This is a genomic window from Vibrio sp. 03_296, assembly GCF_002265885.1.
In genome coordinates this window covers 22495-43791 of the sequence record NZ_NPKW01000013.1, presented here as the reverse complement: position 1 = coordinate 43791, position 21297 = coordinate 22495, and the positions used below count along the sequence as shown (strand labels likewise).

Here is a 21297-nt window from a genome sequence, read left to right as displayed (position 1 = left end):
TGCACCAGCAAGCTGAAACAGCTTGGTTACAAGCCGCCGTTCAGGTCAATTCAAATGAGTAGCTGGAAAAATGCACAGAGTCCCTTAGCCAGTTATGCGATGCCAAATCAATGGTTTAACGATCTTGGTTTGTTCAATATCGAGCATGTTAGGACAGGATACGTGTTCAGCAATTATGCTGAATGGAAGTGTGCATGAGCCGTATACGAGGCCCGTACGTACGGTTCTGTAAGAGGGATGAGGCGGCAACGCCTCACCCTACTTGCTGTTTTCGGACTGCAAACACACAGCAACAAAATGCAGTCTCTCTCTCGCTTAAGACAATCGCCGTGACAAAAATGCGAACGACTTAACAGCTGATTCGAAATGCGTTTGATTGCACATTGTCGGACGGTTACTTTTAAACGCAATTCCCTAAAATAATAATGGTGTTGGCAAAGTGAATTTCAGGAGCTTTATGCGTAAGGTGTCGGCGACCAGAGACCATAGGTTACTGGCGGAGACAATGTTTGAATATCTCGCAGAACTGATGGAAGTGGATGCGATGGCGATATTTGATGATCCTTGCGTGAATACGTCGTTATCATTGCGTTTTTGGTCCGGGCAGCCAGCACCTTTGGTGGATTTTCCCAGCTCTTTTTGGCAATGGACAAGGCAGTTTGATACCTCGGAGAGCTTAATTCCTTTAGCCATTAATACCTGTAACTGGGATCACCGTGATCTCCTCGGGGGGAACAGCTACATCATGATGCTGGATAACTTCCCCATGCTACGAACTTACATTCTGATCCAAGGGGTAAAAGCGGGGTCTGCCGATCATATCTACGAGAAAACCCACGATGCGATGCAGTTGATTGCGGCCAGATGGCAATGTATCCGTGCGGAAAAACAAGCGTCGTTAGAGATCAAAAATCGCGATATCCGTGAAGCGCAGTACATTGACGAAATTAACCATCGTGAACGTTTTATTGACAACATGAAGTTGGTGCAAGAAGTGGCGTTGGAAATCTCCAACCCCAGCACGTTAAACGATCTCTATCGTAAAGCAGTGGAAGCGCTACGAGACAGGTTGGGGTTTGATCGATCAACTTTTATGTTACTCGACATGAAAAAACGCTGCTTCAACGGTACTTATGGCACCGATGAACACGGCAACACCATCAGTGAATTTCACACGCAATACGATCTTCATCAGTTGGGTGAAGAGTTTGTTACCGCTCTCTCTTCACGCGACACCAATCTGGTGATCTCGAATGAAACCCCGCTTTACACCGCAGGGAAAGTGGTCGGGCAGGGGTGGAACTTGATGTTGATTCTACGTGATGGCCATGAACCGTTCGGTTGGCTGGCGCTGGATAATTTTATTCACCGTAAGCCGATCACCAGTTATCAAAAGCAGATGCTGCAATCGTTTGGTTCGCTGTTATCGCAAATTTATATCCGTAAACGCCAAGAACAAAATGTGCGAATGCTCCATTCAAGCATGGTTGAATTGTCGCGTTGCACAACGGTAAGTGATGTGTGTAAATCGGCAGTCTCCTTCGCGATTCAGCATCTTGGCGTTGATCGCATGGCGGTGTTTCTTACCGATGAAAACTGCACTTATATGCAAGGCACTTGGGGGACGGATATTCAAGGCAACGTCGTGGATGAGTCCTATTTCTTTGGTGAGACACAAGATTTTGCTTTGATTAATCTTGCGCGCTCAATGCCCAATGAGGTTGCATTTGAAGACTCCGTGCCGATTTACCATGACTGCAATATCGTCGGTTTTGGCTGGGGGGCAATGACGTTGCTGACCAGCAATACCAATGGTCCTATTGCGTTTATTGCGGTAGACAACTTGCTGACTCGCTCACCGCTGACTTCGCAGCTTAGGGAAGTGATCCGCATGTTTGCCTCCAGTCTGGCGGAAGTGTTGCAACGCACTCAAGCGCAAGAAGCGATACGAGAGCTCAACGAAAATTTGGAAAAAGAGGTTCGTAAGCGCACCCAAGAGTTGGAAGAAGCAAACCGTCAGCTCGAAGTATTATCCAAATTGGACCCACTGACCCGTCTTGGCAACCGACGCATGCTAGAGCATGTCATGGAGTCCATCTGCCATAGTGAAGAGGAAAAAGCGCTCGCGTTTGGTCTGATCCTTATCGATATTGATCACTTTGGCTTATTCAACAATCATTATGGTCATTTGGAAGGCGATATTGCCTTAATGCGTATTGGCCACATCCTTGAGCACCACAGTAATGGCAAAGAAGAAGTGTTTTGTCGCATTGGAGGTGAGGAGTTTGTGATGTTGATGGCTGGCAGTGAGGCCAGTGGCGTTTTACAGCGTGCCGAATGCATCCGCCAGTGTATCGAGCAAGAGCAAATTAAGCATCAAGTCAATCCAAATGGCGATCGTCTAACCGTTTCTATCGGCGTGGCGGTCGATCAAGTTCAAGCTCGCAATCTGCATTTTGATAAGCTCTATCAACAGGCTGATGTTGCTCTCTATCGTGCTAAGGCGGAGGGGCGAAACCGAGTTTGCAGTTATGAATCACTGTCGGTTGAAGCGATTTAACTTTTCTGGCACCTAAGCGAGCGAAAGAGCAAAGGGCGAACAGTGTTGTTCGCCCTTGTTGTTTTTTTGCTGTCTGAACGGAGCTAGAGCTTTGGCATGTCAAAAGAGGCTTTATCGCTTGAGGTTGAGCGGCTTTGCTTGATCAGTGAAAGTAAGTGATCTGCCTGCCATGGTGAAGGCTGTCGCGAGTAGGTCGCTTGGTGCATCGCTTTTAACTCTGATTCAATTGCCTGTTTTACTGGTTGAGAAACCGTGGCGGTTTTCATCCACTGGCGCACCAGGGCTTCGATTTTGACGGCATCGTTGTCAGCAATCGCTTTTTGCAATGCTTGCATCGATTCAAGCGCGTTATTGGATGTTGCATTCTGAGGCTTATCTGCACTTGTCCCGCGATGTTTATAGCAGTATAGAGCGGCAATGAGGGTAAGAATCCACAGTGAGGCAAATGTCCAGGTTAAGTAAAACCAAATGGTTGTATTTTGAATAGGCTCTTGGTGGGTAGAGTCTGGGCGAAGGTTTGTTTCACTAGCCAGCGTTGGTTGCTCAGGCAAAGTAAACACTTGTGCCGAGCCCGGTGTAACCTTGAGTTGACGCCCCTCGAGTGCGGCCGTTTCTTGTTGGTCAGAAACCGTGTTCCACCACGCTAATTGCAGTGAAGGTAGGGTTAAATCACCGGTTTCGGTTGGGATCAACACCTGCTTCAGTGTCATTTGGGTTGTACCATTCTCAAGAGTCTTAAATACCGGTTTCTCATCGTACACACGTACTGATGCGGGGTAGTCAAACTTGAGAGTTGGCAACTGGTTTTCATTGAGCCCTTTTGCTGTCAGAGTGATTTCACGCGTGATGCTGCTGCCTTGCTCAACGGTGTTGTTCTCGCCGTCATCTTGATGCCATTGTTGAACAAGCGACAGTTGTTGAGCGGGTAGCCAGGGCTGTGCGGCATTGTTAGGAATGGCTTTTACCTTGATCGATTGACTCTGTGGCTTGCCATCTAAGGTCAATATTTTGGTCGAACCCGTTAAGCTGTCACCATAAATATAAGAGCCGCGTAACAACGGTCCTTTGAGTTCAAAAAGACCGGGTTGGTTGGCGGTAAGTTGATAGTTCTGCTCAATAATGGTGACTTGAAGGCCCTGCTCAACACGCTGAAATTGGCGAGTTTGCCCTTGTGGTTCTATCTCTACGCCTTGAATGGACGGTGGGGTGATACGCGGATTTTCGAGTCGACGGGGATCCGCCAGTATCCGAATCTCGACTTTTAACGGTGTGGATTGCTGAGGATAGAGCGTGCTGGTTTCAAGTTGCATCGAGTATTGAATAATATCTGACACGTTTGGTTCGTGTTGATCGACAGACACTTCTAATGGGATTGGCGCAGTGCTTTCGCCATCAACAGAGAATGCAGGAATCGTCACGATGCCAGCGCGATTGGGTGCGATGGATAGTGTCCACTCACTGAGCTTTGAAGCTTGGCCATTAATGTAATTGCTTGAATTGACAAAACGTGGACTCGAGGTGAAGAAGTCTTGGCTTAACGAAGAAAAATCAATGTCATTGGCATCGAGTGAATAATCGGCTCTCACCGTGAGTTGAATCACTTCATTTTTCGAAACCTTGGTTTTATTTACGCTCGCAACCAGACTCTTTGCCGCCAGAAAAGGCGTAAAAAGCAGTGTCGATAGCAAAATGAAAAAGGGTGTCATTCGATTCATAGCTTACTCATTACCATGTTTTGTCTTTATTATCAGGCGCCGGTTTCTGCTGTGCTTGCAGCAACATTTGTGCTTTAAGCAGATAAGCAGGATCGCGTGCGTTTTCAACGGATTCCAGCTTTTTAAAGTCTGGATCGTCTTCGTTTTTCGGCGCAGGTTGCTGTGCTTCTACGTTTTCCGGTTCCGTCTCTCTTTTGGGGGCTCTTTCTTGCGCGGGTTTATCGCTCGACTTAACTTGCTCTTCACCCTGTTCGGATGATTTTTTCTGGCGTTGAGCATCGCCTTGTTCATGGTTTTCTCGAGCCTTTTCTTTCGCCTTGTTTTGCGCATTTTCACGATTTTCTGATTGACTCTGATTATCGCGATTGGAAGACTTTTGTTGCTGTTGCTGTTGCTGTTGCTGTTGCTGTTGCTGTTGCTGTTGCTGTTGCTGTTGCTGTTGCTGTTGCTGTTGCTGTTTTGCTTTTTTAACAATTTCGCGATTGGTTTTTGCTTGTTTGAGGTTTGGGTTTTTCGCAAGCGCCTTTTGGTAGGCCTCTAGCGCGTCATCATACTGGCCGTTTTGCGCCAGTGCGTTACCCAAGTTGTACAGTGATTCTGCACTGTCTGATTGCGCAAACAGTGTTGCCGCCTGTTCATATTCTCCTGCTTTATATGCGGCGCTTCCTTTCCATTGCGGGTTGGAAAACTGCTCAGCTGCCGCTTTATATTGCCCTTGGTCGAACAACGACTTGCCTTGTTGATCGGCGGTAAGAAACGCAGAGGCATGAGCGCTAGGTATCTGAGTCAGGGGCAAGCTCAGTACGAATGCCATCCAAACAAAGCCTCGTCGGAACAAGCCTAATCCTGCCAGTAACAAGAGTGGCAACAACCAGTAACCCCCATTTTCCCTGACTTCGCTTTGCTGTGTATTGTTGGCTTTTGCTTGATGCATCTCTGAATTGGCCTGCGTTGCTGCGGCAATTTCTACAACGTCTTGGTTACTAAATTGAATGGGGGCGAAGTAGCCTCCCGTTTTCTGCGCCAGTGCTGCCATATTGTTGAAATCAGACTTAGCAACCACTACTTGCCCTGTTGAACTTGTCAGTAACGAGCCATTAGGCAGAGGAATTGGCGAGCCGTTTGGTGTACCAACCCCAAGAATGGACACTCGAATCGCGGAGTTGGCAACAAGCTTCAATGCTGCTTGCAGTTCTTGATCATCAATATCATCACTTATAACGATGATATCGCCTTTTGCGGCTCCCGCTTTTTCAAGTTGTGCTTTGGCCAACACCAAGGCGCTTGTAAGGCGTGAGCCTTGATAGGGCATGATGTCAGGCGATAGGTTCTGGATGAGATTCGCTAACGTCTGGCTGTCACTGGTCAGTGGGCTAAGCAAATAGGCATCGCCTGCATAAGCAATTAATGCGGTATTACCTTCTTTCCATTGCGGAAGTAGGTCGAGCGCCTTATACCTTGCCTGTTGTAAACGGCTTGGCGCAATGTCTTGCGCATACATGGATTGCGACATATCCATGACCAAAACCCGATTTTGATCGCTGTTGAAGTTGGGGCGCGTGGTGTGTTGCCAGCTTGGTGATGCCAGCGCAAGGATGGCGACAACCCAAGCGCTCAACCACAATAGTATTGACCAGGCGCTTTTTGCACCTTTTGTTGGTGTTTGGCTAAGATGGGCTGCCACTGGGCCTTGCGATGCTTGCCTTTTAAAGCGCCAAAATAACCAAGCGACAGGTAGGACAATCAAACCGAATAGCCATTTGGGCTCAAGAAAAATCAGTTCAGACATGATTTCTCCGTAATACAAACAATAAGATGGATAACACGAAAGCGAAACTCAAAGGATAAACAAACCACTCTTGTTGAGGGCGCCAAACTTGTGCGTCTTTAGAGACGGGTTCAAGCTGATTGATCGCTTGATAGATTGTCTGTAGCTCTTGCGCGTCGCGGGCTCGGAAATATTGGCCACCCGTCATTGTGGCAATTTTCGTCAGTGTTTTTTCATCAAGATCTGCCGAGGTATTAACCTTGCGCGTCATGAAAAACTGCTTCACTTCCATTTCACCAGCGCCAATCCCGATGGTGTAAATCTTCACGCCATATTTCTTGGCGATGTTTGCGGCTTCGATGGGGTCAAGTGTGCCAGCGGTGTTGCTGCCGTCACTGAGCAGAATGACCACTCGTTGCGGTGCCTCACTGTCGACAAAGGTTTTGGTGGCTAAAGCAAGTCCATCTCCAATTGCGGTTTTTTGCCCGATCAGGCCGATGATGGTCTGATTGAGTTGATTAGCCACGGTTTGTCTATCTGCGGTCAAGGGCGTTTGCAAATACGCATGATCAGCGAACAATACTAGGCCCAGCCTGTCACCTTGGCGCTGCTCAATGAACTGAGTCACCACGTTTTTGACGGCACGTAAGCGATCAATGTAATCACCCTCTTGCAAGATGTCTTCTTGCTGCATAGAGCCAGAGAGATCCACAACGAGCATGAGATCACGATACTCCGGGAAGTGCTCAATAGGCTCACCAAACCACACTGGCCTTGCGGAAGCCACAATCAGGCTGCACCAAATAAGTAAAGTAACCAGTTTGCTGAATTTGTTTTTTACGCCTGCAGCCTCAATCTCTTTCGGCAGATAGGCGAGGCGCAATGTGTTCTTGTTGCTGACTTGTGGCAGCCAGTGATAGGCCAAAAATGGCAGTGGAAGCAGAAAGAACGCCCACCACCAGAGGAATTCAAACCCTTCAGCCACGCATACCTCGCTTAGGTGGGAGTGCTTTTTCCACCCAGACTAAACAATCGTTGACCAGCTCATTGTCATGCTCACCGTGTTTGTTCTGATAGAGCGCAGCCTGCCATAACGGCATTTTGTCGCTAAAACGAGTTTCACCCAGTTGTAAGTCAAGAAATTGGTACCACTGCTCACCATGCAGCGACGCGATCGCTTCTCGTGGGTAGTAACAAAGCGCGGCTTGCCTTAGCAGTTCGATGGCTGACGAAGGCGTATGTGGCGTGATGGGTTTAACAAACAATTTGAGTGCTGCACGCTTTGCTTTGAGACGTTTTTTTCGCCACAAAAAGAAGGCAGTTAAAAGCAGTAAAGCCACAACAACGCTGGCGAAAGAAGCCCACCATCCCCAAGCAAGAGGAAACCAAGATGGGACAGCAGGTAAAATCAGAGGTTGCAGCTCTAAAGGTGTTGAATTTGTTGTCATTATTATTACACGGATAATTGGTTGATAAGAGATTCAGCACTCGATAAGGTGCTAAACGGTATTCCATTACGATAACTTAACAGCCGTAAAGATTGTTGATGTTGGTCGAAGTTGTTCTTCAAAGCCAATTTTTGCTTTTTGGAACCGAAATCAAACCATCGAGAATGTTGGCCATCACTGGCGAGCACACTTCCTCGATAACGTGTTTCACCCTGCTCCAAAGGGTCATAAAGCTGTACCAGCCTCAAATTATTGTGTTGTCTAAGCTGTGTGATTTGGTTTCGCTCTTGCTCATTCATTTTGATGAAATCGCTGATAAAAATTATCTCACACCCTTTGGGTGACATCCGTTTAAGCCTCTCAATGGTTTGACTGAAAGGGAGGCGACTTTCAGTGGCTCGCCCCAGCTGTTCATTATGACGTTGAGTCAATTGATTGAGAAAAGCCAAACCGTTACGCACTAAGGCTGATGGTTTATGTTCGAATAAGGTTTTGCCGTCGTCAATCATGGCGCCGAAGCGATCTTTTTTTGCCAATGTCGTCCACAAAATTACACTGGCTAAATGCGCTGCTTGGACAGATTTGTAGACGTAACGTGAACCAAAAAACATACTGCTGTTGAGATCCAAATACAGGATCACCGCTTGTTCTTTGTCTTCGCTAAAGAGTTTAGTGTGCGCTTTACCAGTGCGGGCTGTGACTCGCCAATCGATACTGCGAATATCATCACCTTGTTGGTACTGACGAACCTCTTCAAAATCCATGCCTCTCCCACGTACACGGCTAGCATGGCCACCACTTAGATGTGACCAAACGCTGCGGGCAGGAGGGATCCAGCGCACGGCTTGGCTTCGGTAGTAAAGCAACTCTTCTAGCGATAACGCCACGCCATTGCAATGAGGTGGCAATGTAACGGGGGTCATGGCTTAGGCGCTTCCCACTAAACTAATCAGCTTATCGATCACTTGGTTGGCCGAAATCCCTTCCGCTTGAGCTCGGTAGGAGAGTAGCAAGCGATGTCTCAATACAGGATAAGCCATTGTCTGAATATCGCCTGGAGTGACATAGTCACGTCCATCTAGCCAAGCATACGCACGTGCACATCGGTCAAGGGCAATCGTTGCGCGAGGGCTGACTCCCATGCTAATCCATTCTGCAAGTTCGCCGTTGTAGTGAGAAGGTTGGCGAGTTGCCATCACCAGTCGCACTAAATAGTGCTCGAGCGACTCGGCCATTTGAATATTCAGCACCTCTTGACGGGCTGAAAAGATCTCTTGTTGTGTGACTAAAGGCTTTTCAGGTGCCTGTTCTCCTTTAGCTTCACCGCGATTGATGCGCAAAATCGCCAGCTCATGAGCTGCGTCTGGATAATCGACATTAAGATGCAACAAAAATCGGTCAAGCTGGGCTTCTGGAAGAGGATAAGTACCTTCTTGCTCAATGGGGTTTTGCGTTGCCATCACCAAAAACAGCTCTGGGAGTGGATAGGTATTTCGTCCTGCGGTGACTTGTCCTTCCGCCATGGCTTCGAGCATTGCGGCCTGTACTTTGGCCGGAGCTCGGTTGATTTCATCGGCAAGGATCAAATGATTGAAGATAGGGCCAGCTTGAAACTTAAAATCGCCTTTTTCTGGCCGGAAAATATCGGTGCCCGTTAAATCTGCAGGCAAGAGATCGGGGGTAAACTGAATACGGTGAAAATTACCCTCAATGCACTCTGATAGCGCTTTCACGGCTCGTGTTTTAGCGAGACCTGGAGGCCCCTCTACTAAGATGTGTCCGTCCGCAAGAAGCGCGATGAGTAACTGTTTGACTAATTCTGGTTGGCCAACGATTTGAGACTGTAAATAGTTAGCTAAGGCATCAAAACTACGTTGTTGCATGATTCTACTACTTCGGTTGGTTTTGGTTTCTTGGGTCGTAAAAAGCCAAGAAAGTTCCATGGTTAGCGACAAATTAGCACATGAGGGTGAAAGGCTTGCGTTTCAAGGGAAGTCGCGAGACTTTTCTTCCAAGGATGAAGTGTGATCGTGAAGAAAGATTTTGCTTCAGTTTGGGTTTGTTTGGCCGATATAAGCTATACCCATAAGAATGTAACAAAATATATGTTATATTTTTGCGCTTTTTGTATTGCTTTATCGCGCATTACCCACAATAAGTGATTCTTGTTAAAGGTCCAAATATGATTAATCTTAACTCTTTGAGCATTAAGCAAAAAGTTGTCCTTGGGATAACCTTTGCTGTGCTTGCATCCACCATCATTCTCGGTTTTATGGCGCAAAAACAATCACGTGAAGTGATTAGCCATCGTCTTGTTGATATCGAATTGCCATTGATCTTGAGCCAGATTAACTTGCAAGTTGATAAAGATGTATCGCAACTCTTGTCTGCGGCAGAGCAGTTAGCGAAGAACGAATTTGTTCGCGAAAGCGTCGTACAAACGGAAAACCCTGAAGGGCAAACGAAGTTGGTGCAGCAACTCAATAACGTCAAAGATCAATACCGCTTGAACGATGCGTCGGTGGCCAATAGAAAAACGGCGTATTACTGGAACCAAAATGGCTTCTTGCGTCAGCTTACTCAATCACAGGATGGTTGGTTTTTCGGCTTCACTAACTCAGGTCAGGCGACGATGGTGAGCATCTTTACCGAAGCCAATGGTGAAGTGAAAATGTTTGCCAACTATCAACACCTATCGGGATTCACCATGTCTGGTGTGTCTAAATCGATGGATGAAATGGTCAGCAAACTGAACAGTTTCAAGATTGAAAAAACCGGTTACGTGTTCCTTGTCGACAGCCAAGGTAACATTCAAATCCACAAAGACAGACAAGCCGTCGGTAAACCTCTTTCTAGCTATGTTGCAGAGAATCCTTCATCGCTGCTAAACAAACAGCAAGACGTGGTCTTTGAAACTGACGTCGATGGTGAGCGTGTTTTCGTCGCGAGTGCTTATGTGCCGTCGATGAACTGGTACGTGGTTGGTATTGTGCCTGTGGATGAAGTCTTTGCTGACCTTGATGCCGCCGCGCAACAAATGCTGATTACGACCTTAGTTGTGGCAGCTGTCTTTATTTTCATGGGCGTGATCCTCGCGAACAGCATTACCAAACCTATCCAACAAATTGCTGAACGTTTCACCGACCTAGGTCGAGGGGATGGCGATCTCGCGCAGCGCATTGACATCAAAGGGAAAGATGAAATCGCTCAGCTCTCGATGGGCTTCAATGGATTTATCGAGAAAATTCATACCACGATGAAAGAAGTGGCAGCGACCAGTAACTCGCTCAATAGCGCGGCTGAAACGGTCTCATCGAAAGCGGCAACGACGCACGACAACAGCCAAGAACAGCGAGATCAGACGATTCAAGTGGTGACGGCCATCAATCAGATGGGCGCAACCATCAGCGAAATCGCCTCGAACGCAGCAACGGCCGCAGATACAGCGAATCAAGCATCTGACAATACGCAACTTGGTCGAGAGGTGGTAACAAAAGCGAAGAACGTCATTTCGCGTCTTGCAGATGATGTCGAAACCACGAGCCAAGTAGTATCGCAGTTAGCGACAACAACACAAGAAATTGGCTCCATTCTTGATGTTATTCGAGATATTTCGGATCAAACCAATTTGCTGGCGTTGAATGCGGCAATCGAAGCGGCCCGTGCGGGCGAGCAAGGGCGTGGCTTTGCTGTTGTTGCTGACGAAGTGCGTAACTTAGCAAGTCGAACGGCAGATTCCACCGAAGAAATTCAAAAGATGATCAACCAGTTACAAAGCGATGCCAAAGATGCAGTTTCGGCGATGGACGCAGGTAAAGCGGTCACCTTTGAGGGCGTTGGTGCGACAGACGAAGCGGTTAATGTACTGATGAGCATCTCTGAGCGTATTGCTGATATTTCAGATCGCAATACGCAAGTGGCGACCGCAACGGAAGAGCAATCTACCGTGGTTCATACCATTAATCAGAACATAGAAGAAATCAATGCCATCAATGAAGTAACGACAAGCACAGCAGAAGAGTTGGCCGATGCAAGTCAAGAGCTGCGTGAGTTGTCGCGTCGTCTCGATAGTATGGTGGGTAGCTTCAAACTGTAAACTTAGGTAGAATCCTTCACAGTTTTGACGTTTTTAGGTAAGTGAAAATGAGTGATTTTGAAAAAGAATTGCAGATGATGTCTGAAGAGGCCAGTCAAGAGCCGGAAGTGAAATTACCGTCGATTGAAGAGCAAAAGCAGATTGCTGCTGAGCTTAAGCGACTGGAAGCCGAAGGAAAACTGACTCCTGAAGTATTAGAGCATTACTTTGGTAAATATGCTCAAAAAGGTGAAACACCGATTCACTAACCCCCTCAAAATTAAGGGAAGCGCAAGCTTCCCTTTTTCATGCTTTTCATACTATTGCCCGTTACTTTATCTCAGACTTTTGCTTTACTCGGTCTTTTTTTCATACTTGACTTTATTGGCTGTGAGCCTAAATTTTATGCTCAGCTAAACTGATGAATAAAGGGCTGTGAGGAGCATGGAGAGTCAAAACAAGGAAGTGATATTGATTACGGAAGACAGTCTGCAATCCTCACTGCTAAAAGAAATTCTTGAGAAAAAACTCAATATGGTCGTTCATCTACTCACTCCAAAAGAGTTAGATGAACGAACGACGAGTTATTCTTCGATCAAGGCAATTCTTGTCGATTATAGTGTTGTTGAAGAGGATTTTTATTCTTCATATTTGAATTTTATAGATGAAAACTTTTCAGAAGTTCAAGAGGTGCTGATTAATTGCCAAAATAACATTAGTATTGAAGAATTATGTATTTGGCGTTCGTTGACTGGAATATTTTATTTATCTGATGATATTAGTACTTTAGAACTAGGAATTGACAAGATCCTGTCAGGTGATATGTGGTTTAGTCGTAAAATATCACAAGAATTTATTTCAACTTTGCGTCAGCACAGTAAACCTATCTCAAAAACCGTATCTACAAAGCTGACGAAACGAGAGCAGCAAATAATAACCCTTTTATCACTGGGGAATTCAAATCAACAAATTGCACGAAAGCTTTTTGTTAGAGAAAACACAGTGAAAACGCATTTACACAACATCTTTAAAAAGATTGATGTTAAAAATAGAGTTCAGGCTCTAATTTGGGCTAAGGAACATCTTTCTCCCACATCCTCTACGATCTAATCCCGCCTGCTAATCACAAAAATATACCATTCCTGATATCAATGTATCACATATGAGATGAATAAATTTTAGATTCACTTTTACTTAATTAGTATTTTAAAAGTGAATAAAACAGCCTTAAAGTTGTCTCTAGCACTTTGCGATTAGCTGAGTGCTTCTTAAAACAAAAATAGTATGAAGTATAAAATTTTAGAATGAGACGTTTCAGTATGGGTTGTAATATGGCAGACACAACGATTGTATTAGTCACTCAACAAAGCCTTCAGAGTGAGAATCTAAAAAATATTCTGATGGCTGAAACTGGGATGACAATTGAAATTCTTGATGCAAAGAAACCAATCTCGAAAGAGAGAATAAATGCTGAAAGTATTCTTCTTGTTGATCTTTCTGTTGATATATCAATGGATAATATTGATATTATCAAAAATAGGAGTGATCTGAGAGGGACAATACTTCTGAATCTACTGGAAGACTTAGAGCCGGAAGAGTTGATCAAATGGCCTTACATTAAAGGTGTATTTGGTGCAAAAGATAACATAGATAAGTTGTGTCGCGGGATTGAAGCGATCGCTCGAGGGGATAATTGGCTCCCGAGAAGATTAATGATGCAACTTATCTCATATTATGAAGAAAAAGGTGGAGCGAAGAAGGAAGAACCACAGTTAGATATCGAGCTAACCAGAAGAGAAATTCAAGTATTACAATTTCTTAAGGCAGGTGGTTCGAATATGGAAATTGCGGATTCTCTTTTTATCAGCGAGCATACGATTAAATCTCATCTTTATAATATTTTCCGAAAGATTGATGTAAAAAACCGAACACAGGCAACTGCGTGGGCAAAACGAAATTTGTAAAACCACCAGGCCACTATTTCTATAGTTTATCGAATTCTATAGGTTACCGAGCATTATTAATCATATAGAGTACTAGCAATAACTGTTTGTTTTATCTTGAATAAGTGTTGAAAAGTATGAACCTGATAATTGATTCCTTACTCGCTGAGTGAAAACTCAACCGAAAATCAAACTCATATAGAGCATGAGCTTTCATATACTTCTGATGTCTTGAAGTAGTGAAGTCAGATGTTGTTTAACGATAACGTTCTATATCCAATAATGGAATCAAAAAGAGGGATAAAAAAATGGCTGTTTATTCTGGAACTGCAGATGTAGATGTTCTTAGTAACTATACTGGTAGCGATGACAAGTTCGTAGGACATGGTGATAACGACAATATCGTTGGTGGCGGCGGTAATGATCTAATTATCGGCGGGGCTGGCGATGATAGATTAGTTGGTGGACGAGGTAATGACATCCTCAAAGCTGGGCTAGGGGATGACTATCTTGGCGGCGGATCAGGGGATGACTTATTACTTGGTCTTTATGGTAACAACCATATGAATGGTGGCCTAGATAACGATATTTTGGTTGCTGGCTCTGGTGACAATGTCCTGATTGGTGGCAAAGGCGCCGACAAATTTATTTTTACCGATAAGTTTGACGGACACGGTACGGCTAAAGTGGTGGATTTCACTATTGGTGAGGACACAGTACGTATCGACAGTGCCACGATTCATTCATTGGATGATCTGTCAGTAAGCTATGATGCAGTGGGTAACCTAGTTCTTTCCGATGGTGGAGCATTTACCGTGAAGTTGATTGGTGTGACAGAAGCAGATTTTGTCGCTCATGCGGATGACATTTTCCAATTCTAAATTAGAGATAAATAGTGCTACGTTTTGCGTAGCACTACTTCTAGGTGGGTAGTAATTTGCAAAATTCCGCGTTTAAGGAAGTGAAGAAGAAACTAAGAACACTATTTGTTTGGTCACTTTTTTTTAGTTTTTTTATCAATATTCTTGTACTTTCTATACCCATTTACATGCTTCAAATTTACAACCGAGTGATTTCGTCATACTCCGTTGACACATTGGTTTTGCTGACCGTCATTGTTCTGTTGGCTTTATTAACTATGTCTGCACTTGAAGTGGTACGGGCACATATTAGCAAACGCTTTGGCTTTTGGATTGATAACCGTCTCTCTAGCCTCATGTTAAGACAAACCGTTCATTTTAAAACACACACTGGGCGTAATTATACTGCGCAGGTATTGAGAGATTTGCAGACGCTTAAATCTTTTTTTAGTGGATCTTCGCTTTACCCTTTGCTTGACGCTCCTTGGACACCACTGTTCGTTTTCTTCGTTTATATGCTGCACCCTGTCCTAGGACAAATCGCTTTAGGGGGCGCCATTACTCTATTGTCTTTAGGCTTATTTAATGAGTTTGCGATTCGTAAAGCGGCACTCGATAGTGATAACCGAGCGGTTAACGCCATCGCTAACGCAGAAACCGCGGCACAAAATGCCGATTCTATGCTTGCGATGGGGATGATGAATGACTACCTCAGGAATTGGTATCAGTACAATCAGCAAACGCAAGTGGTTGAAGATAATGCGGTAAGTCGTTCAATCCTTATTGCCAATATTTCTAAGTTCATTCGTAGTGGCCTACAAATTTTACTTCTAGGTGGCGGGGCATGGTTAGTGATTGAGCATGAAATAACCGCAGGTGCCATGATTGCTGCCTCAATTTTGATGGGAAGAGCTCTCTCCCCAATGGAGCAAGCGATTACGACTTGGCGTTCGGCATCCCTCGCTAAAAGTGCTTATGGTCGATTGAAAGAAATCAGTGACAAAGTTCAGGTTGATGAACTCAATATGCCATTGCCCAGACCCAGAGGGCATTTCGAGTTAGCTAACGTTTCTTATCGTCATCCCGGTGTTGCTGAGCCAGTTCTCTCTGGCGCTCAATTTTCCATTCCTCCTGGTTGTGCGGTTGGTATTATCGGCCCTTCGGGCACTGGGAAATCAACGCTGGCTAAGTTATTGGTCGGTAATATCAAGCCCTTAGCAGGAAAGGTGACCTTAGATGGAATGGATGTTTCTCTCTGGGCATCAGAAGATTTGGGAAGGCATGTAGGGTACTTGTCTCAAGAAATAGAGTTATTCCCCGGAACCATCAGAGAAAATATCGCCCGACTCAAAATAGAGCAGCCAGAAAAAGTAATACGGGCCGCTCAACTGGCGGGTTGCCATGAAATGATACTCAAGAAGCCGAAAGGTTACGATTTTGAGATAGGAGAAGGTGGGAGAGGGTTATCTGGTGGAGAAAGGCAGAGAGTTGCGTTGGCGAGAGCCATCTATGATGACCCATCGGTCGTGATATTGGACGAAGCGAATTCAAACCTAGATGGTGAAGGAGAAGCGGCGTATCAAAATGTCATTACTCACTTAAAAAATCAAAAAGCCACCGTGATCGTTATCGCTCATAATCCGAGCACGATGAGAAATATGGATCGTCTGCTCTATCTCTCTGAAGGCCGAGTTAAGCTGTATGGCGAAAAGAACGAAGTACTGAAGCGTTTGATGGGATCGAGTCAAACAGACATTCCGAGGGTCAATCATGGCTAATCAATTAGCGCAGAGAAATGGTGAGACGTTAGACGTTGTAGAACGTTTTTCGCCACAAGATACTCTGAATATCAAAGGACCCATTGTTATGGGTTTTTTATCTATTGCACTATTTGGTGGTGGCATTGGCTACTGGGCGGCAACAGCAAAACTTGAAAGTGCAGCCATCGCCTATGGTGATTTGTCCGTAAGCAGCCAACGTCAGGCAATTCAACATCTTGAAGGTGGCATTGTTGAACGCTTAATGATCCAAGAAGGGGATTATGTTGAGAAAGGCCAGCTACTAATACAGCTTTCTGAACAGCAATCTTTGTCGCGTTTAGAATCTCTTAAAGGACGGTTTGTCCATGCCGTCGCAAAAGAGAGTCGTTTAAAAGCAGAGTTTAATAATACGAGTGAGATTGTTTGGGAAAGTGACCTCGAGAAAATGGCAATCTCAAACACATTGCTGGAGGCGCAGCAAATTCAAAAAAAGATTTTTGAGGCGAGAGCTCGTTACTTCGAAAGTAAACTCAATATCGTTCATCAGACGATTTCTGGTGCAAAGTTGGAGCTCAATAATTTGAATCAAACCAAAAAAATTGAGCGGGAAAGACTTTCGCTAATCGAAGAAGAAATCCTGAGTAATCAGACATTAGTAAAACAGGGTTTTTCCGGTAAATCAACGTTGCTGCAGTTGAAAAGATTAGCAACTGAAGTAAGAAGTACCTTGAGTCAACTTGATAGACAAACGTTAACAGTGCAAAAACGCATCGACGAAAACCAATCCCGTTTAGAGGAAATGGCACTAGAGCGAATCAACGAAGTGGTCGTTGAATTGAGAGAAGCGCAAAATGAAATTGTCTCTATTCGAGAAGAGTATCGTGTGGCTCAAGATATTTATACACGCACTGGGATACGCGCGCCAATTTCAGGCAAGGTAGTGAATATGAAAGTTTTCACCGAACAAGGTGTGATTCGTAGTGGTGAAACGTTACTGGAATTGGTTCCTGACGATGACAGCTTAATCGTGGAAGCGAGAGTCAGTCCTCAAGATATCGATCTTATCTCTCCAGGTTTAGATGCTAGAGTGCGCCTTACTGCACTCAATGCGCGTATTCAAGAGCCACTCAATGGTAAGGTACTGACGGTTTCAGCGGACAAACTGTCTGAACAAAACAAAGAAGACTACTATTTGGCGAGAATTGCGTTGAATGACCAAGATGCTCAGCAGCATCAGTTAACGGCGGGAATGAATGCGGAAGTGCTTATCTTGTCTCGGCCACGGACACCAATCAGTTATCTTCTCAAACCGATTACAGAAAGTTTTAATCGTGCTTTCAGAGAAGAGTAATGGTGTGAGATCGAATAATTACTGATGTGTCGAGATGTGGTCGGTGAGTGTTAGGTGAAGTGAGTGAGGATGAGGAAAGGAGAATTCAGGTTCTCCTTTTTTATTGTCATCGGATCGTGTTTGGCTGCAATGGTCATGTCGAACTGCGAGATAGTGCCCACAGTAGGCGACGTTTATTCGAGAACTTAATGCTGCTTGAGCAAAGGTTTAAACTTAAACAGATAAAGACGAGCCAGAAGATAGCCTGTAGTAATTCCAAACCAGTTTGTCATCATATCGGATGTCGAAAACGTGCGATGGCTTAAAAACAGTTGCGATAGCTCATCGAGTGACACAATAAAAAGCAACAAGACTAGAAGTCGAATTGCAAATATGTCATTGGATATGGCTTTGCACATTGAAGGGAAAGCGAGAACAGCCATGTAAGCGATTAAAAAGCTTAATGTGGAATGAAGAGCGCGGCTCCCACCAATATAGTATTCAAATTGTTCGTAAACATGGCTTTCCATTCCACTACTTTTCCATAGTGAAAGTGAAACTGTCATGATGCAAACGACAAATAATCCTAATTTTCTCATGTCTCTATCCGATGGGTACAAAGCCTAAGTATCGTTTCACATAGTAAAGTGCCGCCAAATTCTGTATTGCCATGCCGATTGCAATTGAACTAGCGGCACCAATCACCCCATACATTTGGCTCAGGGCCAAAAGCAAAATAATGGCAATGCTTCCGGAGGCGATGGTGATGTATTTCATTGTTTTCTCGTAGCCACTCATCAACAGGAGAAAGCCAACCGAGCCGGTGGCGACATTCACCAACTGCCCAAGCGCCAATATGGCTAACAAGATACCTGCAGACTCAAACTCTGCACCAAAGAGAGTCATGACTTCTTGTGAATAAAAGGTACAAGCAATGACTGGAATGAGAGAAAGAGAAATATTGAGTCGGAAAGCGTTGGTGCTTAGTTTTTTCAGTTTTTTCATCTCTCCTTGCTGATATAAGGAGGCAAACATTGGTGCGACAATAAAATTCACGCTGATCAGCACAAATCCAATGAGCAGCGAAGTCCTTTGAGCTGCAGCCAATAAACCCAGATCGCTGTCTGTTAGATAGAATCCCGCGATGATCAAACTGCCCCACTGGATCACGTTGGTAAAGATATTGCCAATCCAAACCTGTTTTGCACTGTCGGTTAATTCCGCATTATGGGCAACGGGTAAGGGCACAGTTGAGTATTGACCTGAACGAAGCCATTGGATCGTTGATATCAATGCAACCAAAGAGGCTGAAAGTAGCAGAGCCAGCAACATGCTTATCAGAGTAATGATCTCAAAGAAATGCAATATCGTAATGAACAAGACTAGAAAGCAGCTCACACCCATCTGCAAAGCAAATATCGCAGGAGTAACATGGCGTATCGCTTGTAAGGCATAGCTATTGAGTTGTGCTAACACGATAAGTGGAATGGTGAGTGAAAACAAAGCGAAGAGGCTAGGAGTGATGTTTACATTGATGAGTGATGCGCTAAAGACAAATTGAACGATGAAGGCTAAAATGCACAGAGAAAAAGAGAAGGCCAAACTTCTTTGTACTGAGATGGTATAGTTTTCGCTCTGTTGCTGTATCGAATTCTGACTGAAAGCGATGGCATTGTATTTCACCAATGAAACATTGAATCCAAGCTGACTGACGATAGCAACGAAGGAGACCAAATTAAAAAGATAGAAAAATTGTCCGGCGACCGTGGCATCTGAAAACCTTGCAACAGCAATCGTGAGTATAAACGCAAACAAGGCCGATAAAATTCGCATGATCCCTGTCTGTACCCCAATTGAAACGAGTTTTTTTTTCTCATGGGACAAACCAGACAATTTTTGATTAAGCGCGCTGAGCATAAAATGATTCTCAAATATAGAGGCTGCTGAGCGCCAATCTTTGTTTTTCTTCACTGTAGGTGTTGTTCATATCACTACAGTACTGTTGGAATGGAATGGTATCGAAGTGTTCTACGCAGTGGATGATCTGTTTTGCCATTTCTTGCGGGGTACTGGCTAGGAATGGGTAATCCAGATCTTTTGTTGCGCCGATTTTGCGAATGACCATAGGACGAGTCAGTTTAGCCGCTTCGAGAATGGTAAGAGGCATCCCTTCCCATGCTGCTGTGTGTAAATAGATGTCCGCATTGCGAAGGCGTTCTACCACTTCTGTTCTTGGCAACATACCAGTGACTTCGATACCTTTGTCACGCAACTGCTGTTCTAACGAAGGGTCCCCGCCTCCTATCCAAGTAATGTTCAGCTGAATAGCAGAGTTATGCTGCAAGATATGTTCAGCAACTTGACAAAGAAATTGGGGATCTTTTTGTTTCGCCACTCGCCCTAAGGCTACAAGGTTTATCTTTTCGCCTCGTGGAACACTGTTGCCGGCGTTAGATTGGTAGGTGACGTAGTTATTCAGTAACTCCGCTTTTTTGGCTCCCAACGAAATGGCTAAATCGCATTCACGCTGGCTGCATCCAGCAATCGCAGTAAATTTCTTAATGCGAATCCCTTCGAGTATTCGATAGAATTTTTGTGCATAGACCGAGATGTCTTCTCGTTCAAACGCGTAACAATGCGGGGTATAGATAAGTTTTGCATTGCCCACAGTCAAAAATCGCCCAAGAAATCCCGCCTTGCTGGAGTGGAGGTGGATCACCTCCGGCTGGAGTTGTTTGATACGTTGATTGGCACTCAAGAAAAATTGAACCAGATTACCATCAATGAAGGTGGATGATTGAAATTGGTTGTTACCGTTTTCTTTCGTAGAATCTTCTTCACGGGCTCGGGCAAAAAGGTGATGCTCAATAGGTTCATTCCTTGATGAATAAACGTAGCTATAAAGTGCAGTTTGTACACCACCGCCAAATGCTTCTGTAATATGCAGTACTTTTTTCATTTCTGACTCGTCCCTGGTGTCTTTAACCATTTGTTCTTAAATTGAGCTCTCTCTTCCTCTGAATATAAATGACGGTAGAGTGGTAGGTCGTACATGTAAAATAGCTTTGAAAAGTCGTAATTGTTTTTGAAATGACTATAGATATTTGAATACCACTTGTTTTTTGCTTCATTACTGTTTTTTAAAATAAAGCCATCAACGTTGAGGAATTTAGCGATGTCACTGTCTAATTTATTAAGATGTTCGCACTTTATTAGCATCACTTCTGTTTTCTTGTTTTTGAAAAGATAAAACTGTTCCTTGTTATCAATGTCACTTTTAATGACGTCAATACCAAAATTTTTATTTAATTCATTATCGAACCAATTCGCGAAGTAATTAAGGTTAATATAATGGTCGAAACAAAACTCGAGATGTTGATAAGTCCTCTCCATGTCTCGATGAATGGAATCGTTCTTTTTTCCTTCGATAAACTGAATATGAAGGTCTTGGAAAAAACGAGAGAGAACAGTGGCAATCGGATCTCGAACAAGCGTAACGATTTTTAGATGATTTCGATTCTGTAAAAGTCGTTTTCTATGATTCAGGATAACGCGGTACATCGTCCGATTTTTAAAATCAAAGAACTTTTTGACGTCCTGACGATTGTGATACATTTGAAACTCTTCATGATCGTCAAATGTATGAATGTGATAGCTAGGTATATTGTAGTCACTCAACGTATGCTCAATAGAAGAAGATCCGACTTTCCCCATTTGGTACACCAAGACGAAATTATCGGATTTGAGCTCTTTATTTTTCTCAAACTGTCTATTCAATGAGTATTTCATAGTTCCATTCCATAGATTATAACGTGCGATTGAGCACAGGTTTGATGAA

At 44.4% G+C, this 21297-nt stretch carries 18 protein-coding genes and 1 pseudogene; 9 read left to right on the top strand and 10 right to left on the bottom strand.

Translation table 11 applies throughout. From position 1 onward, the window contains the following. A pseudogene (locus CIK04_RS00960) lies at window positions 1-198 on the top strand (group II intron reverse transcriptase/maturase); the annotation flags it as partial. A 241-nt stretch (window positions 199-439) separates the two neighbouring features. After that, a complete protein-coding gene (locus CIK04_RS00955) occupies window positions 440-2560 on the top strand; it encodes a diguanylate cyclase (protein WP_039452629.1) in 2121 nt (706 codons plus the stop codon). 83 nt (window positions 2561-2643) lie between these two features. On the opposite strand, the gene CIK04_RS00950 is transcribed toward CIK04_RS00955, so the two are convergent. Genes CIK04_RS00950 through CIK04_RS00925 form a run of 6 tightly spaced genes read right to left on the bottom strand, consistent with a single transcriptional unit; the run spans window position 2644 to window position 9374 of the window. Further along, the gene (locus CIK04_RS00950) at window positions 2644-4275 is read right to left on the bottom strand and encodes a BatD family protein (protein WP_097353422.1); all 1632 of its coding nucleotides are present in this window, start codon (window positions 4273-4275) and stop codon (window positions 2644-2646) included. Between the two features lie 10 nt (window positions 4276-4285). Beyond that, complete coding sequence (locus tag CIK04_RS00945; RefSeq protein WP_232708689.1) at window positions 4286-6064, bottom strand: VWA domain-containing protein; 1779 nt, start codon at window positions 6062-6064, stop codon at window positions 4286-4288. Beyond that, window positions 6057-7028: a VWA domain-containing protein gene (locus tag CIK04_RS00940; protein WP_017422388.1), complete on the bottom strand. Its 972-nt coding sequence runs from the start codon at window positions 7026-7028 to the stop codon at window positions 6057-6059. Before CIK04_RS00940 ends, CIK04_RS00945 begins: the two co-directional genes overlap by 8 nt. Next, window positions 7021-7491, bottom strand: a complete 471-nt coding sequence (locus CIK04_RS00935) for a DUF4381 domain-containing protein (protein WP_039538526.1) — start codon at window positions 7489-7491, stop codon at window positions 7021-7023. The genes CIK04_RS00940 and CIK04_RS00935 overlap by 8 nt, the downstream gene beginning before the upstream one ends. Before the next feature lie 5 nt (window positions 7492-7496). Then, window positions 7497-8414, bottom strand: a complete 918-nt coding sequence (locus tag CIK04_RS00930) for a DUF58 domain-containing protein (protein ID WP_097353420.1) — start codon at window positions 8412-8414, stop codon at window positions 7497-7499. 3 nt (window positions 8415-8417) lie between these two features. Then, on the bottom strand, window positions 8418-9374 hold the full coding sequence (locus CIK04_RS00925; protein ID WP_026050770.1) for a MoxR family ATPase: 957 nt from the start codon (window positions 9372-9374) through the stop codon (window positions 8418-8420). Between the two features lie 299 nt (window positions 9375-9673). Here CIK04_RS00925 and CIK04_RS00920 point away from each other — a divergent pair, with 299 nt between their 5' ends. The 7 genes from CIK04_RS00920 to CIK04_RS00890 all read left to right on the top strand — a co-directional run bounded on the left by CIK04_RS00920 (window position 9674) and on the right by CIK04_RS00890 (window position 17480). Next, window positions 9674-11587 carry a methyl-accepting chemotaxis protein gene (locus CIK04_RS00920; protein ID WP_045610512.1) on the top strand — a complete coding sequence of 638 codons (1914 nt, stop codon included), beginning with the start codon at window positions 9674-9676 and terminating at the stop codon, window positions 11585-11587. Window positions 11588-11634: 47 nt separating this feature from the next. After that, window positions 11635-11835, top strand: a complete 201-nt coding sequence (locus CIK04_RS00915) for a hypothetical protein (protein WP_011082415.1) — start codon at window positions 11635-11637, stop codon at window positions 11833-11835. A gap of 175 nt (window positions 11836-12010) precedes the next feature. Beyond that, on the top strand, window positions 12011-12676 hold the full coding sequence (locus CIK04_RS00910) for a LuxR C-terminal-related transcriptional regulator (RefSeq protein ID WP_026050768.1): 666 nt from the start codon (window positions 12011-12013) through the stop codon (window positions 12674-12676). Window positions 12677-12870: 194 nt separating this feature from the next. Continuing rightward, window positions 12871-13530 carry a LuxR C-terminal-related transcriptional regulator gene (locus CIK04_RS00905; RefSeq protein WP_017422393.1) on the top strand — a complete coding sequence of 220 codons (660 nt, stop codon included), beginning with the start codon at window positions 12871-12873 and terminating at the stop codon, window positions 13528-13530. Between the two features lie 287 nt (window positions 13531-13817). Next, window positions 13818-14390, top strand: a complete 573-nt coding sequence (gene cabA, locus CIK04_RS00900; RefSeq protein WP_097353419.1) for a biofilm matrix calcium-binding repeat protein CabA — start codon at window positions 13818-13820, stop codon at window positions 14388-14390. Between the two features lie 44 nt (window positions 14391-14434). Further along, window positions 14435-16147, top strand: a complete 1713-nt coding sequence (locus CIK04_RS00895; protein WP_080527108.1) for a type I secretion system permease/ATPase — start codon at window positions 14435-14437, stop codon at window positions 16145-16147. Continuing rightward, window positions 16140-17480 carry an HlyD family type I secretion periplasmic adaptor subunit gene (locus tag CIK04_RS00890; RefSeq protein ID WP_039538516.1) on the top strand — a complete coding sequence of 447 codons (1341 nt, stop codon included), beginning with the start codon at window positions 16140-16142 and terminating at the stop codon, window positions 17478-17480. Before CIK04_RS00895 ends, CIK04_RS00890 begins: the two co-directional genes overlap by 8 nt. A gap of 185 nt (window positions 17481-17665) precedes the next feature. On the opposite strand, the gene CIK04_RS00885 is transcribed toward CIK04_RS00890, so the two are convergent. From CIK04_RS00885 to CIK04_RS00870, 4 genes are all read right to left on the bottom strand, one after another. After that, the gene (locus CIK04_RS00885; RefSeq protein WP_011082421.1) at window positions 17666-17989 is read right to left on the bottom strand and encodes a VanZ family protein; all 324 of its coding nucleotides are present in this window, start codon (window positions 17987-17989) and stop codon (window positions 17666-17668) included. A gap of 73 nt (window positions 17990-18062) precedes the next feature. After that, the gene (locus CIK04_RS00880) at window positions 18063-19376 is read right to left on the bottom strand and encodes an oligosaccharide flippase family protein (protein WP_176463263.1); all 1314 of its coding nucleotides are present in this window, start codon (window positions 19374-19376) and stop codon (window positions 18063-18065) included. Between the two features lie 10 nt (window positions 19377-19386). Then, a complete protein-coding gene (locus tag CIK04_RS00875) occupies window positions 19387-20418 on the bottom strand; it encodes a glycosyltransferase (protein ID WP_017422398.1) in 1032 nt (343 codons plus the stop codon). Further along, window positions 20415-21248: a putative capsular polysaccharide synthesis family protein gene (locus CIK04_RS00870; protein WP_017422399.1), complete on the bottom strand. Its 834-nt coding sequence runs from the start codon at window positions 21246-21248 to the stop codon at window positions 20415-20417. The genes CIK04_RS00875 and CIK04_RS00870 overlap by 4 nt, the downstream gene beginning before the upstream one ends. Between the last annotated feature and the right edge of the window lie 49 nt (window positions 21249-21297).

Excerpts from the sequence above, each read along its gene's own strand:
- CIK04_RS00925 (WP_026050770.1), bottom strand. The coding sequence starts at position 9,374 with ATGCAACAACGTAGTTTTGATGCCTTAGCTAACTATTTACAGTCTCAA.
- CIK04_RS00930 (WP_097353420.1), bottom strand. The coding sequence starts at position 8,414 with ATGACCCCCGTTACATTGCCACCTCATTGCAATGGCGTGGCGTTATCG.
- CIK04_RS00935 (WP_039538526.1), bottom strand. The coding sequence starts at position 7,491 with ATGACAACAAATTCAACACCTTTAGAGCTGCAACCTCTGATTTTACCT.
- CIK04_RS00915 (WP_011082415.1), top strand. The coding sequence starts at position 11,635 with ATGAGTGATTTTGAAAAAGAATTGCAGATGATGTCTGAAGAGGCCAGT.
- CIK04_RS00920 (WP_045610512.1), top strand. The coding sequence starts at position 9,674 with ATGATTAATCTTAACTCTTTGAGCATTAAGCAAAAAGTTGTCCTTGGG.
- CIK04_RS00875 (WP_017422398.1), bottom strand. The coding sequence starts at position 20,418 with ATGAAAAAAGTACTGCATATTACAGAAGCATTTGGCGGTGGTGTACAA.
- CIK04_RS00870 (WP_017422399.1), bottom strand. The coding sequence starts at position 21,248 with ATGAAATACTCATTGAATAGACAGTTTGAGAAAAATAAAGAGCTCAAA.
- CIK04_RS00945 (WP_232708689.1), bottom strand. The coding sequence starts at position 6,064 with ATGTCTGAACTGATTTTTCTTGAGCCCAAATGGCTATTCGGTTTGATT.
- CIK04_RS00905 (WP_017422393.1), top strand. The coding sequence starts at position 12,871 with ATGAGACGTTTCAGTATGGGTTGTAATATGGCAGACACAACGATTGTA.
- CIK04_RS00890 (WP_039538516.1), top strand. The coding sequence starts at position 16,140 with ATGGCTAATCAATTAGCGCAGAGAAATGGTGAGACGTTAGACGTTGTA.
- CIK04_RS00880 (WP_176463263.1), bottom strand. The coding sequence starts at position 19,376 with ATGCTCAGCGCGCTTAATCAAAAATTGTCTGGTTTGTCCCATGAGAAA.
- CIK04_RS00910 (WP_026050768.1), top strand. The coding sequence starts at position 12,011 with ATGGAGAGTCAAAACAAGGAAGTGATATTGATTACGGAAGACAGTCTG.
- CIK04_RS00950 (WP_097353422.1), bottom strand. The coding sequence starts at position 4,275 with ATGAATCGAATGACACCCTTTTTCATTTTGCTATCGACACTGCTTTTT.
- CIK04_RS00885 (WP_011082421.1), bottom strand. The coding sequence starts at position 17,989 with ATGGAAAGCCATGTTTACGAACAATTTGAATACTATATTGGTGGGAGC.
- cabA (WP_097353419.1), top strand. The coding sequence starts at position 13,818 with ATGGCTGTTTATTCTGGAACTGCAGATGTAGATGTTCTTAGTAACTAT.